Source organism: Methylobacterium sp. BI1, assembly GCF_056680125.1.
This window is the reverse complement of sequence record NZ_CM155267.1, coordinates 1,413,729-1,430,629: the sequence shown is the minus strand read 5'-3', so window position 1 is coordinate 1,430,629 and position 16,901 is coordinate 1,413,729. Positions and strand designations below refer to the sequence as shown.

Here is a 16,901-nt window from a genome sequence, read left to right as displayed (position 1 = left end):
CGCCTACGTTAGTCGGCACAATGCTCAATTTGAGCATAAGTGAGGACGCGTCAATGGCGGCGACCAGTCACCCGATCGGCCAGGCTCTCCAGGGGCTTCCCAAGGGCCAAGGTCTTCCTTTTGGCCAGGATCTTCCTCCTGCCCAGGATCTTCCCGCGGACTTTCCCCTGCCCGAGATCTACGCGCGTGTCAGCCGTCACGTGCCGGCGATCGAGTGGCCGGCCCTGGCCGGGGACGTCGCCGCGATCCTGGAGCTCAAGAAGGCCCGCAACGCCGTCATCCTGGCCCACAACTACCAGGCGCCGGAGATCTTCCACACGGTGGCGGACATCGTCGGCGACAGCCTGGCGCTGGCCCGCGAGGCCGTCACGGTGGATGCCGACGTCATCGTGCTCGCCGGCGTCCACTTCATGGCCGAGACCGCCAAGCTCCTGAACCCGGGCAAGACGGTTCTGATCCCCGACAGCCGCGCCGGCTGTTCCCTCGCCGACTCGATCACGGCGGCGGACGTGCGCGGCCTGCGGGACAAGTATCCCGGGGTTCCGATCGTCACCTACGTCAACACCTCGGCGGCGGTGAAGGCGGAATCCGACCTGTGCTGCACCTCCGGCAACGCCGTCGAGGTGGTGCGCTCGCTGAACGCGCCGCGCGTGCTGATGATCCCGGACGAGTTCCTGGCCCAGAACGTCCAGGCCCTGGTGCCGGAGGTCGAGATCCTGACCTGGGCCGGCCACTGCGAGGTGCACGAACAGTTCACGCCCGCCGACATCCGCGAGGTGCGCGAGAGCTATCCGGGCGTCACCGTCATCACCCATCCGGAATGCCCGCCGGAGGTGGTCGCCGAGGCCGACTTCTCGGGCTCGACCGCAATGATGATGAACTTCGTCCTGGAGAAGCGGCCCAAGCAGGTGGTGCTCGTCACCGAGTGCTCCATGGGCGACAACATCGCGGCCGCCAACCCGGACATCGAGTTCATCAAGCCCTGCAACCTGTGCCCGCACATGAAGCGCATGAGCCTGAAGAACATCCGGCACGCCCTGGAGACCCTGACCCAGGAGGTCACGGTGGAGCCCGAACTCGCCGAGCGCGCCCGGATGGCGGTGGAACGCATGCTCGCGGTGCGGACGCGATGAACGCGCACGCCCCCTTCTCCTTCGCGCTTCCGGGCTCGGACCGGATCATCGTGATCGGGGCCGGCATCGCCGGCCTCGCCACGGCCCTGCGCCTCGCGCCGCGCCCCGTCACCCTGGTCACCGCCGCACCCCTCGGGTTCGGCACCGCCACCGGCTGGGCGCAGGGCGGCATCGCCGCCGCCATGGGCAGCGACGACGCGCCGGCCCTGCACGCCGCCGACACCGTGGCGGCGGGCGCCGGGCTAACCGAGGCCGACGTCGCCCTGCGCGTCGCCGAGGCCGGCCCCGGCCTGATCGACTGGCTCGTCGGCCTCGCGGCCCCCTTCGACCGCGACGCCGCCGGCGCGCTCGCCCTCGGCCTCGAGGCGGCGCATTCCCGCCGCCGCATCGTCCGGGCCGGCGGGGATTCGACCGGGCGGATGGTGCTCGAGACCCTGGTCCGGGTCGTCGCGCGCACGCCCTCCGTCACGATCCTCGTGGCTTCGGCCCGCGACCTGATGCGGGATGCCCGCGGCGCCGTGGCCGGCGTGGTCTGCGAGCGCGACGGCGCCCGCTTCCCCCTGCCCGGCCGAGCCGTGGTCCTGGCCACCGGCGGGGTCGGGGCGCTCTATGCCTCGACCACCAATCCCCGGGGGGCCACCGGGCGCGGCCTCGCCCTGGCGGCCCGGGCCGGCGCCGTGCTGCGCGACATGGAGTTCGTGCAGTTCCACCCCACCGCCATCGCCGCCGGGGCCGACCCGATGCCGCTGGCCACCGAAGCCCTGCGCGGCGAGGGAGCGCGGCTGATCGACGAGACCGGCGCGCCCGTCATGGCCGGCATCGCGGGGGGCGACCTCGCCCCGCGGGACGTGGTGGCGCGGGGCATCTTCCAGGCACAGGCCCGCGGCGCGCAGGTCTTCCTCGATTGCCGGGGCGATCTCGGTGCCCGCATGGCGACCCGCTTCCCCACCGTCGCGGGCCTCTGCGCCGCAGCCGGCATCGACCCGCGGCTCCAGGCGATCCCGGTCCGGCCGGCGGCGCACTACCACATGGGCGGCGTGAAGGTGGACGCGACCGGCGCCAGCACGGTGCCGGGCCTGTTCGCCTGCGGCGAGGTCGCCTCGACCGGACTGCACGGCGCCAACCGGCTCGCCAGCAACTCGCTGCTCGAAGCGATGGCCTTCGCCCCGGCGATCGCCGAGGCCGCCGCCGTCGTACCGGCCCCGGGCCAGGGCCGCGCCGAGGCGACGACGCCCCGCAGCGACGGCGACCCCGAGGCCCTGCGCGCCGTGATGGAGCGGCAGGTCGGCGTGGTGCGCGAGGCGGAGGGTCTCGCGGAGGCCATCCGCCACCTCGCCCCGGCGGCGCGGGCGGGCTGCGACGCCGCCCTGACCGGCCTCGCGATCGCGGCCTCGGCCCTGTCGCGGCGGGAGAGCCGCGGCGCGCACTGGCGCAGCGATCATCCGGCCCAGGACGTCCCGGCCCACACCGAACTGACCCTGGCCGACCTCTGGGCGATGGCCGAGGCGGTCGAGCCCGGCCGGGCTGTCGCCGCCGCCTGAGCCCTGCAAACCCGGACCGGCCCCCTGGGCGGGGCCGGCCCCGCGTCCTCCGTACCGGAAGCTCAACCATGTCCGATTTCTCGGCGCTGCCACCCCTGCCCCGCTTGATGATCGAGCCGATCGTCCGCGCGGCGCTGCTGGAGGACCTCGGCCGGGCCGGCGACATCACCACCGACGCCATCGTGCCGGCCAGCGCCCGCCTCGCGGGCGTCATCGCCGCCCGCCAGGACGGGGTGATCTCCGGCGTCGACACGGCGGTGATCGCCTTCGGGCTGATCGATCCGAGCGTCACCGTCACGGTGGAGCGCGGCGACGGCAGCCGGGTGAAGCCGGGCGACGTGGTGATCCGCCTGGCCGGTCCGGCCCGGGCCATCCTCACCGCCGAGCGCGTCGCCCTCAACCTCCTGTGCCGCATGTCCGGCGTCGCCACCGCCACCGCCTCCCTGGTCGAGGCGGCCCGGCCCCACGGCAAGGCCCGCATCGTCTGCACGCGCAAGACCACGCCGGGCCTGCGCGCCCTGGAGAAGCACGCGGTGCGCGCCGGGGGCGGCTCGAACCACCGCTACGGCCTCGACGACGCCGTGCTCATCAAGGACAACCACGTCGCCGTCGCCGGCGGCATCGTGCCGGCGATCGAGCGGGCCCGGGCCTATGCCGGCCACCTCGTGAAGATCGAGGTGGAGGTCGACACCCTGGCGCAGCTCGCGGAAGCGCTCTCGGTGAAGGCCGACGCGGTGCTCCTCGACAACATGTCGCCACAGCAGCTCGCCGAAGCCGTGGCGATGATCGATGGGCGGGCCATCGCGGAGGCGTCCGGCCGGATCAACCGCGACACCGTGGGCGCGGTGGCGGCCTCGGGCGTCGACCTGATCTCGTGCGGCTGGATCACCCACAGCGCGCCGATCATCGACCTCGGCCTGGACGCCGTCTGAGGCCTTCCGCACGGCCAAGGTGCCACGGTGTTGCCATGAAATCACGACGCCGCGGCAAGCGTCGTTGCGGTGCGAATTCGGCTTGGCTTTGAAGCGTGAGCGTTTACGTCTTGGGCACACTTCGCGCCGTAACGTGCGTCAAGTTTTCCAAGCCGTTTCCACAGAATACGTTCGCCTTTGAGAGGCTCCGATGCGCCGTTTCGCCCCCGCCCTGACCGGGCTCGTCTGCGCGCTGGGCGCGTGGGCGTCGCCCGCCGCCGCCTACGAGATCGATCCGCTCACCCGCCAGCCGCTCGATAACGCCCTGGTCATCCGGGTGCGGCCGCAGAACGAGCCCGTCGCGCTCCCGACCGCCAACGCCTCCCTGCCCGCCGCCGACCCGATGGCCCCGTCCTCGGCCGTGCCGCAGATGTCGGCGATCCAGCGCGAGGAAGTCGCCTACGCCGGCAGCTACGCCCCGGGCACCATCGTGGTCTCCACCGCCGAGCGGCGCCTCTACTACGTGCTCGGCGACGGCAAGGCCCTGCGCTACGGCGTCGGCGTCGGCCGCCCGGGCTTCACCTGGGGTGGCGTGCAGACCATCACCATGAAGCGCGAGTGGCCCGATTGGCGTCCCCCGGCCGAGATGCTGCGCCGCCGCCCCGACCTGCCGCGCTTCATGAAGGGCGGCATCGAGAACCCGCTCGGCGCCCGCGCCATGTATCTCGGCAACTCGATCTACCGCATCCACGGCTCGAACGAGCCGGAGACGATCGGTACCGCCGTGTCCTCGGGCTGCATCCGCATGACCAACGACGACGTGGCCGACCTCTACACCCGCGCCAAGGTCGGCGCGAAGGTCATCGTCCAGCGCTGATCGTTCAACTTGAGCGACAAACGAGAAAGGGGCCGGTGGAGACACCGGCCCCTTTCTCGTGGGCGACACGTGAGCCGCAGTCCTAAACCGCCTCTACTTCGACACCGCGAAGAAGCGCGACAGGAGCCAGAGGGGCACCACCACGACGGCGCCGGCCAGGATCCAGCGGCCGAAGTCGTGGAAAGTGGCGAGGCCGAGATCGATCAGGGTCCGCACCGCGTCGTAGGCGTGCCAGAACAGCAGGCCGGGAGTGACGCCGAGGGTCGCCATCACGGCGCCGACCAGCACCGACAGGAACAGCAGCTTCATGAAGACGGCGGCGGGCGAACCGCCGAGGAAGCGCCGCAGGGCCGAGCGCCGGCCCTGCTCCGGGAACGGCGCGCCGGCATAGGGCTGGCCGCCGTAGGGCGGCGGGCGGCGCGGATCGTGGTCGAGCGTCATCGGGTCCTATCCTTGGCCGTGCTGCCGGCCGATTCTTCGGGCCGCGCCTGAGTGCCGTTTCCTCGGGCCGCCCGGTCCCGCCTCTCAACCCGGTGAACCCGGCGGAACCGTGACGCGGGCGACACAGTTTGCACGAAACGCGGCACATGCGAGAGCGTTAGGCGTTTTCGCACGGGGGACGGATGGCACCGTCGCGCGCACGGTCCCATCTTACGGATGCGATCTGCGTCCTCCCCGACCGCATCTCGCCCCGCAGACTGACCCGTCCATGAAACGAAACGCTCCATGATCGACCACGCCCTGTTCGATCCGGCGATGATCGATCCCGAGACCAAGCGCCTGAACGCCGAGATCGTGGCCGCCCATGCCGCGCAGGCGGATCCGTGGTCGATTCCCATGACCGAGGTCCGCGCCCGCCGGCGCCAGGGCACGCAGGCCTCGCCGGCCATGCCGCGCAGCGCCCGGGCCGAGATCCTGACCATCGACGGACCCGGCGGCCCCCTGCAGCTGCGCGTCATCCGCCCCGATGCGCGGAAATGGACGAAGCTGCGCGGCGCCTACCTGCACATCCATCGCGGTGGCTGGGTCTGGGGCTCGGCCGACGAGCAGGACCCCTGGCTGGAGCGCATCGCCGACACCTGCGGCTTCGTCTGCCTGTCGGTGGAGTACCGCCTCGCGCCCGAGCATCCCTATCCGGCGGCCCTCGAGGATTGCGAGGCCGCCGCCCTCTGGCTCGCCGGTCCCGGCCGAGCCGAGTTCGGCGTCTCGGCCCTGACCATCGGCGGCGAATCGGCGGGCGCGCAGCTCGCCGTGATGGTGCTCCTGCGGCTGCGCGACAAGCACGGCCTGCCCCGCGCCTTCCGGGGGGCGAACCTGAATGCCGGCTTCTTCGACCTCGGCCTCACCCCGAGCGTGCGGAACTGGGGCGACGAGCGCCTGGTGGTGAACACCCAGGACCTCACCAACTTCGCCAACGTCTACGTCCGCGAGGGCATCGACCGGCGCCGGCCCGACGTCTCGCCGGTCTATGCCGACCTGAAGGGCCTCCCGCCGGCCCTGTTCACCGTGGGCACCCACGACCCGCTCCTCGACGACACGCTCTACATGTCGGCCCGCTGGGCGGCCGCCGGCAATGGCGGGCACACCGCGATCTATCCGGGCGGCTGCCACATCTTCGTGCGCTATCCCGGGGCGATGACGGAGCGGGCGCTGGAGCTGATCGACCGCTTCCTGATGGCCCTGGCCTGAGCAAGCGCGCGGCCGCATCCCCGCTGCCGGAGCGCTTCGCCGCGTGGTTCTCCGCGCGCGGCTGGGCGCCCCGGCCCCACCAGCTCGAACTCCTCGACATCGTCGGACGCGGCCGTTCGGCGCTCCTCGTGGCGCCGACGGGCGCGGGCAAGACCCTGGCGGGCTTCCTGCCCAGCCTCACCGCCCTGGCGGACCGGCCGGCCTCGGCGAAGCCGCGCGGCCTGCACACCCTCTACGTCTCGCCCCTGAAGGCGCTGGCCGTCGACATCGCCCGCAACCTCGACGCGCCCATCGCCGAGATGGGTCTCGGCGTGCGCGTCGAGACCCGCACCGGCGACACGCCCTCGCACAAGCGCACCCGCCAGATCGCGCGGCCGCCCGACATCCTGCTGACCACGCCGGAGCAGCTCGCCCTGCTCATCGCCCACCGCGAGGCCGCGGACCTCTTCGCCGGCCTGTCCTGCGTCGTCCTCGACGAGCTGCACGCCCTCGTCACCTCGAAGCGCGGCGACCTCCTGTCCCTGGCCCTCGCGCGCCTGCATCGCCTCAGCCCCGGCCTCACCGCCATCGGACTCTCCGCCACCGTGCGCGAGCCGGACGAGCTGCGCCGGTATCTGGTTCCGCAGCGCCTGCCTTCGCCCTCCGGGGAGACGCAGGCCGATCCTGCCATGGCGGAACTCGTGGTGGTCAGGGGCGGCGCCGCGCCCGACCTCCACATGCTGGAGACCGGCCTCACCCTGCCGCTGGCGGGCCACACCGCCTGGCAGGCGATGCCGGCGATCTACGACCTGATCGGGCGGCACCGCACGGTGCTGGTCTTCGTCAACACCCGGCTCCAGGCCGAGTACACCTTCCAGGAACTCTGGCGCATCAACGACGCCAACTATCCCATCGCCCTGCATCACGGCTCGCTCGACGCCACCCAGCGCCGGCGGGTCGAGGCCGCCATGGCGGCGGGCCAGCTGCGGGCGATCGTCTGCACCGCCACCCTCGACCTCGGCATCGACTGGGGCGACGTCGACCTCGTGGTCAACATCGGCGCACCCAAGGGGGCGAGCCGGATCATGCAGCGCATCGGCCGCGCCAACCACCGCATGGACGAGCCGTCCAAGGCTTACCTCGTGCCGGCCAACCGGTTCGAGATGCTCGAGTGCCAGGCCGCCCTCGACGCCGTGGAGGCCGCCGCCCAGGACACGCCCGACGCCCGCCTCGGCGCCCCCGACGTTCTGGCCCAGCACGTCCTCGGCATGGCCTGCGCCGATGCCTTCGACGCGGTGCAGCTCTACGAGGAGATCGTCTCGGCCGCTCCCTACGCGACCCTGTCCTGGGAGGATTTCGAAGCGGTGGTGGATTACGTCGCCACCGGCGGCTACGCCCTGCGGGCCTATGAGCGCTTCGCCAAGATCCTGCGCGGGCCGGACGGCCTGTGGCGGGTGCGCGATGCCCGCATCGCCCAGCAATACCGGATGAACGTCGGCACGATCGTCGAATCCGCCAAGGTGAAGGTTCGCCTCGCCCGCGGCGTGCGCGGCAAGCCGGGCGCGATCCTGCCCCGGGGCGGCCGGGTGCTGGGCGAGATCGAGGAGGACTTCGCCGACACCCTCACGCCCGGCGATACCTTCCTGTTCGCCGGCGAGGTCCTGCGCTTCGAGGGCCTGTCGGAGGACGAGGCCCTGGCGACCCGCGCCGGGCCGGGCACCGACCCGGCGATTCCTTCCTATGCGGGCGCGAAGTTCCCGATCTCGACCTTCCTGGCGGCGCGGGTCCGCGCCCTGATCGCCGATCCCTTCGAGTGGGACCGGCTGCCGCGCCAGGTCTCGGACTACCTCCTGCAGCAGCGGACCCGCTCGGTCCTGCCCGGCCCCACGGGATTGCTGGTGGAGAGCTTTCCGCGCGCCGGGCGCTACTACCTGACCGCCTTTCCGTTCGAGGGTCGGCTCGCCCACCAGACCCTCGGCATGCTGCTCACCCGGCGCCTGGAACGGGCGCGGATGCGGCCCCTGGGCTTCGCGGCCAATGATTACGGCATCGCGATCTGGCTCAACCGCGATGTCGGCGAGCGCATCGGCCGCGAGCCCGACTTCCTCGAGACCCTGTTCGCGGAGGACATGCTCGGCGACGACCTCGAGGCCTGGCTCGACGAATCCGCCATGATGAAGCGCACCTTCCGGCAATGCGCCGTGATCGCCGGGCTGATCGAGCGGCGCTATCCGGGCCAGGCCAAGACCGGCCGGCAGGTCACGATCTCGACCGATCTGGTCTACGACGTGCTGCGCAAGCACCAGCCGGACCACCTCCTGCTCAAGGCGGCGCGGCAGGATGCGGCAACCGGACTCCTCGACGTGAAGCGCCTCGGTATGATGTTGAGGCGCATCCAGGGGCGAATCATCCACAAGGCGCTCGATCGCGTCTCGCCGCTCTCCGTCTCCGTCATGCTCGAGATCGGGCGCGAACGGGTCTACGGCGAGGGCGCCGACGAGATTCTGGCCGAAGCCGAGGCGCAGCTGCTCGAAGAAGCGCTGGCCTGAGCGCGTGGTGAAACGCCCTGCCCCGAACGCAGAGGATGCGGTTTTGGCGCTCGGCCAGAGACTTGAGAAGACCATCCGGGCTCCCGGCCTGACCCTCGCCGGCGAAACCCTCGCCCTCGACCTCTGCGGCGGCCTCTGGCTCGCGCAGCACCGCACCCTGGTGGTGTCCGATCTCCACCTGGAGAAGGGCTCCGCCTATGCGGTCCGCTCCGGGCAGTTCCTGCCGCCCTATGACACCCGCGAAACCCTGGCCTGCCTGCACGAGGTGATCGCCCGCCTCGACCCCGCTCGCGTCGTCGCGCTCGGCGATTCCTTCCACGATTCCCGGGGGCCGGAGCGCATGGAGCCGGGCGACCGCGCCATGGTGGCGGCCCTGCAGGAGGGGCGCGACTGGGTCTGGATCGCCGGCAACCACGACCATGCGGTGAGCGAGGGCGTCGGTGGCCGCTACGCCGAGACCCTGACGGTGGGCGGCCTGACCCTGCGGCACGAGCCGACCGTCGATGCGCCCGAGGGCGAAGTGTCGGGCCACCTGCATCCCTGCGGCAAGGTCGCGATGCGCGGACGCGCCGTGCGGCGGCGCTGCTTCGTCACGGACGGCCGCCGCCTCATCATGCCGGCCTTCGGCGCCTATGCGGGTGGCCTCAACGTGCGCAACGCCGCCTTCGAGCCGCTGTTTCCGGCCGGCTTCACGGCGCACCTCCTCGGCGACGGCCGCGTCTTCGCCATCGGCAAGGGGATGCTGAGCAAGGACTGACGGGAGCGGGACGGGCTCAGGCAGCGATCAGCAGGGAGGCTCCGGCGACGCCCGACAGGGCCAGGCGCAGGCGGCCGAGCCAGACCGGGACGAGACCGCGGCGTGGGAGGTCCTGGTCGACGAGGCCCCAGGCCAGCACGAGGATGCCGAGGATGCGCAGGTCCCACGGCATCGGCGCCGCGAGGGCCGCCCAGGCGATCAGCGAGGGCAGGATCGCGATGGCGTAATCCGCGCCGCCCGAGTTGCGCGCGGCCGCCGCGCCCCAGCGGATGCCGCCGAGGAACGACGCGATGAGGGCGCCGTAGGTGGAGAGCACGAGGCGGGGACTGAGGCCGATGGTGCCGAGGCCGCCATCGGAGCCGCTATAGGCGAGCAGGGCGAAACCCAGGAACGGAATCAGCCCGGCGATCCCCAGGATCAGGGCGGCGGGTGGAACCGTCGTCACGCGCGCCATCGGCTCTCCGCTTGTCCGGGCCGCCCGAGGGGGGGACGACCTGCGCTTCGGAATGGATCACCCCGCCACCATGGTCCGGGGATCACCGCTTCGACAACGCCGGGAACCGGGGGTTCGCCGCAACGCGCGGCGGCGTCAGATGCTCGCATCCCCCGCCCCCTCGCCGCCCCTCAGATCCGCCGGGCCGGCGGCACGTTGCCGGTGGGGGGCGCCGCGCCGAGCAGGCTCATCGTGTTCTCAGCCGGTAGCGGAGCGGGGATCTCGTTGGCCGCCGGCTCCGGAACCTTGGGCTTGAAGGCCGTGACCTGGGCCCGCGCGGCGCTCAGGGATTTCGCGTCGAGCTTCGAGGCGACGTCGTCGCGCTTCTTGGCGGCGTCCTCGTCGCCCTGCGCGGCGGCGGCCGAGAACCACAGGAAGGACTGTCCGAGATCCTGCTGGACGCCCATGCCCCGGGCGTAGAGGACCGCGAGGTTGTACTGGCTGTCGCGCACGCCGAGCTCGGCCGCGCGCTTGAACCAGAGGGAGGCGGTGGCGAAGTCGGGCTTGCCGCCGGCCGCCGGGTTCTCGGCGTAGATCACCGCGAGGTTGTGCATGGCGCGGGCATTGCCGAGGTCGGCGGCACGGCCGTACCAGAGCTTGGCCTGCGCCAGGTCGCGGGTCACGCCGACGCCCTTCTCGTACAGGCTCGCGAGCTTGTACTGAGCCGGCGCGAAGCCGCTGGCGGCGATCTGCTCGAACACCTTCACCGCGAGGGCCGGGTCGCGCGTCATGCCGCGGCCTTCGGCGGCCCGCATGCCGAGGTCGTAGGCGGCGGCACCGTCGCCGCCGAGGGCGGCTTGGCGCAGCTTCACCAGGTTCGGCGGCACCGCCGCGAGATCCGTGGTCAGGCCGGCCATCGTCGTCACCCGGGGCACCAACGACCGGGCGGCCTCGGCGGTCGCCGCCCCCTTGGCGGGCGGGCTCTCGGCCAGACTCTGCGTCGTCTGCGGATCGGACCCGGCGGGCGCTGCGCCCTTGCCATCCGGAGCCTTGCCATCCGGAGCCTTGATATCCGGCGCCTTACCGTCCTGCGGCTTGGCGTCCTGCGATTTGGCGTCCTGCGATTTGGCGGCCGGCTCGGCGGCGCCGGCATCCGGGGCCGGATTTCCGGCGGGCGTCGAGAGCGCCGCGACCGGCTCGGTCCCCGACGACGCTGTGTCCGAGGTCCGGCGGGCGGTCACCGCCTGCAGGGCGCCGAGGAGGAGCACCACCGCGGCGAGGCCGAGGAGGAGCGGCTTGCGGCGGCGGTCGATGCCCGCGCGGAAGCGCGCCAGGCGTCCGTCCTGGCGGGCGGCGTCGGGACCGTCGCGCAGGCCGTCGGCATCCTGCGCCTCGGCCTGACCGGCGGCCTCGGCCTGCGCGGCCTGCGCGGCGCGCCGGGCGGCGGCGATGAAGCTGGTCTTGATGTCGCTGTCGGCCGCGCCCGCGGCCTCGCCTGCCTCGACCCGGCTGGCCGGGCGCTCACGGCCGGGGCGTCCGGCGCCCGGCTCCAGCGGCAGATCGGGACCGGAGACCACGAGGCGTTCGGCCCGGAGCGCGTCCGGCCGGCGCGACGGTGCGCCGCCGACGGGATGGTCGGCGCCCGGCTCGCGGATCGTCTCCTTGGCTGCCTCGCGCGACGCCAGGTCCCGGGCCAGCATCTCGCGGGCCAGGATGTCCTTCGCGGAGAGGTCCAGCGCGGTCCGGGCGCTGCCCGGGAGGGCGGCGTCCGTGTCGGCGGTGCCGATCCGGCCGACCAGACGCTCCAGGGCGGCGTAGACCCCGGTCAGCGTCGATTGCATCCGCTGCTCGGAAGCGACCTGATGCGCGCGCAGATCGGCGAGGCTGGCCCGCAGGAGGGCGACTTCGCCGGTCTCGGCCGCGGCGCCCATGGTCTCCGCGACGGCATTTCGGGCGGCGCGCTCGACCGCGGCCTCCATCGGCGCCTCGGCCCGCAGGGCCGAGACCTGGTCGAGGAGATCCGTCATGGTGCGCTCGAGTCCGGCCAGGGCCGGATCGGCGTCGCGGGTGTCGATGCGCTCGGCCAGCGCCAGGACCTGCTGCTCCAGGGCGTCGAGGCCCTCGTCGCGCGGGCCTTCGCCGGTGCCGATGCGATCGAGCTTGACCGTCAGCTCGTGCAGCATGCCGTGGATCGAGGCGAAGTTCTCGTCGGGCATCGCCGGCCGGCGCAGGGTGGCGCCGATATCCTCGAGGCGCCCGATCAGGTCGCCGACGGGATTGATGCTGACCCGGTCGACCTTCTCCGACAGCGCATCGATCCGATGCAGGATGACGTCGGAATCCTGGTGGGCGGCCATCGGGCCGGCGCCGCGCAGGGCGTCGAGCTTGGCGCCCATCTCCTGGATCTGCTCGCCGATTCCGGCGTCCGCGTTCGAGCGCAGGCCGATCCGGATCTCCTCCAGCAGGGGGCGGAGCTCCGCCATGCTGGCGGTCTCGCCGGGCATGCCGGCCTGGAGCTGCGAGATCTGGGTGCTGATGGCCTGGAGGCCGTTGGCGAGGCTCTGGATCCGCTCGGGTCCGGCTAGGGCGCCGATCAGGCGGCGGATCTCGTCGAGCTCCCGGAACAGGCCGGCGACTACGTCCTGGTCGGCGATGCCGGAGGGGACGCCCTGGAGCGTCCCGTTCATCTTGGCGGCGAGGCGCTCCACATCGGCGGCGACGCGGGCGTGGACGTTGTCGGCGACGTCCTCGGCGAGGCGCTCGACCTGCACCCGGATCGCCTCGATGGGGGCCGCGATCGCGGCGAGGTCGCCGGGGACCTGGGCCTTCTCGACGCCGGCCGCGAGGGTCTGCATCGCCTTTTCCAGCGCGCCGACGTCGCGTCCGCTGGCGAGGCTGCCGATCGATTCGCGCAGGCGGATCGTCTCGCTCTGGAGCTCGGCGATGACGGGCGCGGCCAGGGCCGGGGCGACGGTCGGGGCCGGGGCGGCGGCGGGCGCGGGCGCGGGGGTGGCACCGGCCAGCTCGCGCTGGCGCTGGCGGATCTCCGTGACCGCGTCGCGGATCTCGGTCACGGCCGGCCGGCCGCGGCGGCCGAGCGGACGGGGCGTGGCGAGCTGCTCGCCGATCTCCGTCATCCGACGCTCGATCTCGGCGAGACGCTGCGCCATCTCGGAGGGCGGCGAGCTGACGGGCTCGACCTTCGGGGCGACGGGCGCGGGCGCCACGGACACGGGAGTGGGCGCCAGCGGAACGGACGCCTCGGCGCCGATGCGCTGGTCGATGCCGTCCAGGCGACGCATCATCTCGGTGAGGGCCGCGTTCTTGCCTGTGGGCCCGGTGGGCGCGGCGCCGGCCGACGGCCGGACCGCGACGGGCGCCGGGGCGGCGGCGACGGGGGTCGTCTCAACGCTTGCGCCCGGTGCCGCCTGCGGTTGCGCGCCCGGTGATTCGGGTGCAGCCTTGTCCACGAGCGCGTGCGGATCGACGATGGAGGCGATCCAGGTCTCGACCGGAATGCCGGCGCGACGGGCGACATCCCGCGCCGCTTCGAGAACGTCGGGATCGAAGCCTTCGAGGTCGAGCGTCGCGTTGCGTGTCATCGTCAAACCTGACCCGGCGAAGTCCATGGTTCGATCCGCGAGTGCCCCCCGCCACACGGAAAGCGAGGGAGGGGTTAACGGCAGATCCGTCATCCCCGACATTTGGTAGTCTTGGTAAACAGGCGGTTAAGGCTTGGCCGATTGTGGCTCACGACCGATTTGCGCCGCAGCCCGGCAAGCCCCCCCTTTCGCCCGCCGCAAATTAGTTTATATGTGAACCATCAGGTGCGCCGGCGGCCGCGAGGCCGTCCAGGAACGCAGCCGTTTCCGGGAGATGATGCGCGATGCCAAGCTACAAGGCACCGGTCGAGGACGTCCTGTTCCTGCTGAACGACGTGTTCGGGTTCCACCGCTACGACAACCTGCGCGGCTTCGCGGACGCCTCGCCGGACGTGATGGAGGCGGTGCTCAACGAGGGCGCCAAGCTCGCCGAGACGGTGCTGGCGCCGCTCAACGCCGTCGGCGACCGCGAGGGCTGCACCCGCCACCCCGACGGCAGCGTCACGACCCCGAAGGGCTTCAAGGCCGCCTACGACGCCTATGCGGGCGGCGGCTGGATGGGCCTGTCGATGCCCGAGGCCTATGGCGGGCAGGCCCTGCCGCACACCCTGAACACCGCCATCCAGGAATTCGCCTCCGGGGCCAACCTCGCGCTCGGCATGTATCCCGGCCTGACCCAGGGCGCGATGGCCGCCCTGCTGGTGCACGGCTCCGAGGAGCAGAAGGCGCGCTACCTGCCGAAGATGGTGGAAGGCGCCTGGACCGGCACCATGAACCTGACCGAGCCCCATTGCGGCACGGATCTCGGCCTCCTCAAGACCAAGGCGGTGCCCAACGGCGACGGCTCCTACAGCCTGACCGGCACCAAGATCTTCATCTCGGCCGGCGAGCACGACCTCTCCGAGAACATCATCCACCTCGTCATCGCCCGCATCGAGGGCGCGCCGGCCGGCACCAAGGGCATCTCGCTCTTCGTAGTGCCGAAGTTCCTCGTGAACGACGACGGCTCCCTCGGCGCGCGCAATCCCGTCTCCTGCGGCTCCCTGGAGCACAAGATGGGCATCCACGGCAACTCGACCTGCGTCATGAACTACGACGGGGCGCAGGGCTGGCTCGTCGGCCAGGAGAATCGCGGCCTGAACGCGATGTTCGTGATGATGAACGAGGCTCGCCTCGCCGTCGGCGTGCAGGGCCTGGGCCAGTCCGAGGTCGCCTACCAGAACGCCGTCGCCTACGCGAAGGACCGGCTCCAGGGCCGCGCCCTCACCGGTGCCCAGGCGCCCGAGAAGGCCGCCGACCCGATCATCGTCCATCCCGACGTGCGCCGGACGCTGATGGGCATCCGCGCCTTTAACGAGGCCGCCCGCGCCCTCGTGCTCTGGACCGCGCTCCAGGCCGATATCGGGCACCGCTCGGACGACGCGACGCAGCGTCAGGCGGCCGAGGACCACATGGGCCTGATGACCCCCGTGGTGAAGGGCGTGCTGACCGACCGGGGCTTCGCCAACGCGGTCGAGGCCCAGCAGATGTTCGGCGGCCACGGCTACATCGAGGAATGGGGCATGTCGCAGTTCGTGCGCGATGCCCGCATCGCCATGATCTACGAGGGCGCCAACGGCATCCAGGCCATGGACCTCATCGGGCGCAAACTGCCCAAGGACGGCGGCCGGGCGATGATGAGCTTCCTCGGCGAGGTGCAGACCTTCATCAAGGACCACGGCGAGGACGAAGGCATGACGCCCTACGTAGCGCCCCTCCAGGCCGGCCTCAACGACCTGCAGGGCGCCACGATGTGGTTCATGCAGAACGCCTTCACGAAGCCTGACAATGCGGGCGCCGGCGCCACCGACTACATGCACCTGCTCGGCCTCGTGGCCATGGGCTACATGTGGGCGCGCATCGCCAAGGCCGCCCTCGCCCGCCAGGCCGAGGCCGCCACCGAGGCGATGGCCGCCAAGCTGGTGGTGGGCCGCTTCTACATGGAGCGCCTCCTGCCCGAGACCGCGACCCGGCTGGTGCGGATCAAGGCCGGCGCCGACACGACGATGGCGCTGAGCGCCGAGGCGTTTTAGACCGTCGCGACCGTTGCGCCCCGCCCCTCCCGCGGCGGGGTGATGCCCGCGCCGCCAGGGTCAAGAGAACGAGGACACGCATGCCCGAGGCCTTCATCTACGACCATGTCCGCACCCCGCGGGGCCGCGGCAAGCCCGATGGATCGCTGCACGAGGTGACGGCCCTGCGCCTCGCCGAGGTGGCGCTCCGCGCCCTGAAGGAGCGCAACGACCTCGACACCCGCCGCGTCGACGACGTGGTGCTCGGCTGCGTCGATCCGGTGGGCGAGGCCGGCGGCGACATCGCCCGGGCCGCCGCCCTGGTGGCCGATTACGGCACGCACGTGCCGGGCGTGCAGATCAACCGCTTCTGCGCCTCGGGCCTCGACGCGGTGAACTTCGCCGCCGCGCAGGTGATGGCCGGCCAGCACGACCTGACGGTGGGCGGCGGCGTCGAATCCATGAGCCGCGTCGGCCTCGGCGCATCGGGCGGCGCCTGGCCGGTGGACCCCGCCATCGCGATCAAGTCGTACTTCATGCCCCAGGGCGTGTCGGCCGACCTCATCGCCTCGAAATACGGCTTCAGCCGCGACGATTGCGACGCCTACGCGGTGGAATCGCAGAAGCGCTCGGCCGCCTCCTGGGCCGAGGGCCGCTTCGCCAACGCGGTCGTGCCGGTGCGCGACATCAACGGCATCACGCTGCTGGCCAACGACGAGCACATGCGGCCCAGCACCGACATGCAGTCCCTCGGCCAGCTCAAGGCCTCCTTCGTCCAGATGGGCCAGATGGGCGGCTTCGACGCCGTGGCGGTCGATGCCCACCCGGACGTCGAGACCGTCAACCACGTCCACCACGCGGGCAATTCGTCGGGCATCGTCGACGGAGCCGCCGCAGTGCTGATCGGATCGGCCGAGGCCGGCAGCGCCGCGGGCCTGAAGCCCCGCGCCCGCATCCGCGCCTTCGCCAACATCGGCTCGGATCCGGCCCTGATGCTCACCGGCCCGGTGGACGTGACGAAGAAGGTCCTGGCGCGGGCCGGCATGAGCCTGTCCGACATCGACCTGTTCGAGGTCAACGAGGCCTTCGCCGCGGTGGTGCTGCGCTTCCAGCAGGCCTTCGACGTGGACCCGGCCAAGATCAACGTCTGCGGCGGCGCCATCGCCATGGGCCATCCGCTGGGCGCCACCGGCGCGATGATCCTCGGCACGGTGCTGGACGAGCTGGAGCGCACCGGCAAGGAGCGCGCCCTGGTGACCCTCTGCATCGGCGCCGGCATGGGCACCGCCACCATCATCGAGCGGGTGTGAGGCTGGGTCGCCTCCCAAAGGCGGCGCAACTGAGGTAGAGGGCGGCGCCCGACGCCGCCCGGCGCCGGG

General features: G+C 72.1%; 12 protein-coding genes. 9 read left to right on the top strand and 3 right to left on the bottom strand.

Annotated elements, in window-relative coordinates:
- Positions 1–53 precede the first annotated feature (53 nt).
- The 4 genes from nadA (at position 54) to AC1MGR_RS06865 (ending at position 4,462) form a co-directional block, all read left to right on the top strand.
- Complete coding sequence (nadA, locus tag AC1MGR_RS06880; protein ID WP_480234092.1) at positions 54–1,133, top strand: quinolinate synthase NadA; 1,080 nt, start codon at positions 54–56, stop codon at positions 1,131–1,133.
- The gene (locus AC1MGR_RS06875) at positions 1,130–2,674 is read left to right on the top strand and encodes an L-aspartate oxidase (RefSeq protein WP_480234091.1); all 1,545 of its coding nucleotides are present in this window, start codon (positions 1,130–1,132) and stop codon (positions 2,672–2,674) included. Before nadA ends, AC1MGR_RS06875 begins: the two co-directional genes overlap by 4 nt.
- A gap of 68 nt (positions 2,675–2,742) precedes the next feature.
- Positions 2,743–3,606 carry a carboxylating nicotinate-nucleotide diphosphorylase gene (gene nadC / locus AC1MGR_RS06870; RefSeq protein WP_480234090.1) on the top strand — a complete coding sequence of 288 codons (864 nt, stop codon included), beginning with the start codon at positions 2,743–2,745 and terminating at the stop codon, positions 3,604–3,606.
- A gap of 190 nt (positions 3,607–3,796) precedes the next feature.
- Positions 3,797–4,462: a L,D-transpeptidase gene (locus AC1MGR_RS06865; RefSeq protein ID WP_480234089.1), complete on the top strand. Its 666-nt coding sequence runs from the start codon at positions 3,797–3,799 to the stop codon at positions 4,460–4,462.
- Positions 4,463–4,555: 93 nt separating this feature from the next.
- On the opposite strand, the gene AC1MGR_RS06860 is transcribed toward AC1MGR_RS06865, so the two are convergent.
- A complete protein-coding gene (locus AC1MGR_RS06860; RefSeq protein WP_480234088.1) occupies positions 4,556–4,903 on the bottom strand; it encodes a DUF6460 domain-containing protein in 348 nt (115 codons plus the stop codon).
- Positions 4,904–5,188: 285 nt separating this feature from the next.
- Between AC1MGR_RS06860 and AC1MGR_RS06855 the strand changes: the two genes are divergently transcribed.
- The 3 genes from AC1MGR_RS06855 to pdeM are packed head-to-tail and all read left to right on the top strand — an operon-like array spanning position 5,189 to position 9,436.
- Positions 5,189–6,151 carry an alpha/beta hydrolase gene (locus AC1MGR_RS06855; RefSeq protein ID WP_108038049.1) on the top strand — a complete coding sequence of 321 codons (963 nt, stop codon included), beginning with the start codon at positions 5,189–5,191 and terminating at the stop codon, positions 6,149–6,151.
- Positions 6,148–8,679 (top strand): ligase-associated DNA damage response DEXH box helicase, encoded by a 2,532-nt coding sequence (locus AC1MGR_RS06850; protein WP_108038051.1) that lies wholly within the window; start codon positions 6,148–6,150, stop codon positions 8,677–8,679. The genes AC1MGR_RS06855 and AC1MGR_RS06850 overlap by 4 nt, the downstream gene beginning before the upstream one ends.
- A gap of 43 nt (positions 8,680–8,722) precedes the next feature.
- Positions 8,723–9,436, top strand: a complete 714-nt coding sequence (gene pdeM / locus AC1MGR_RS06845; RefSeq protein WP_480234735.1) for a ligase-associated DNA damage response endonuclease PdeM — start codon at positions 8,723–8,725, stop codon at positions 9,434–9,436.
- A 16-nt stretch (positions 9,437–9,452) separates the two neighbouring features.
- Here the strand turns inward: pdeM and AC1MGR_RS06840 are convergent, their stop codons facing one another.
- Positions 9,453–9,890, bottom strand: a complete 438-nt coding sequence (locus AC1MGR_RS06840) for a DUF3429 domain-containing protein (protein WP_480234087.1) — start codon at positions 9,888–9,890, stop codon at positions 9,453–9,455.
- 170 nt (positions 9,891–10,060) lie between these two features.
- The gene (locus AC1MGR_RS06835; protein WP_480234086.1) at positions 10,061–13,471 is read right to left on the bottom strand and encodes a tetratricopeptide repeat protein; all 3,411 of its coding nucleotides are present in this window, start codon (positions 13,469–13,471) and stop codon (positions 10,061–10,063) included.
- 284 nt (positions 13,472–13,755) lie between these two features.
- On the opposite strand from AC1MGR_RS06835, the gene AC1MGR_RS06830 reads away from it, so the two are divergent.
- Complete coding sequence (locus AC1MGR_RS06830) at positions 13,756–15,543, top strand: acyl-CoA dehydrogenase C-terminal domain-containing protein (protein ID WP_480234085.1); 1,788 nt, start codon at positions 13,756–13,758, stop codon at positions 15,541–15,543.
- A gap of 80 nt (positions 15,544–15,623) precedes the next feature.
- On the top strand, positions 15,624–16,832 hold the full coding sequence (locus AC1MGR_RS06825) for an acetyl-CoA C-acetyltransferase (RefSeq protein ID WP_480234084.1): 1,209 nt from the start codon (positions 15,624–15,626) through the stop codon (positions 16,830–16,832).
- Positions 16,833–16,901: the final 69 nt, after the last annotated feature.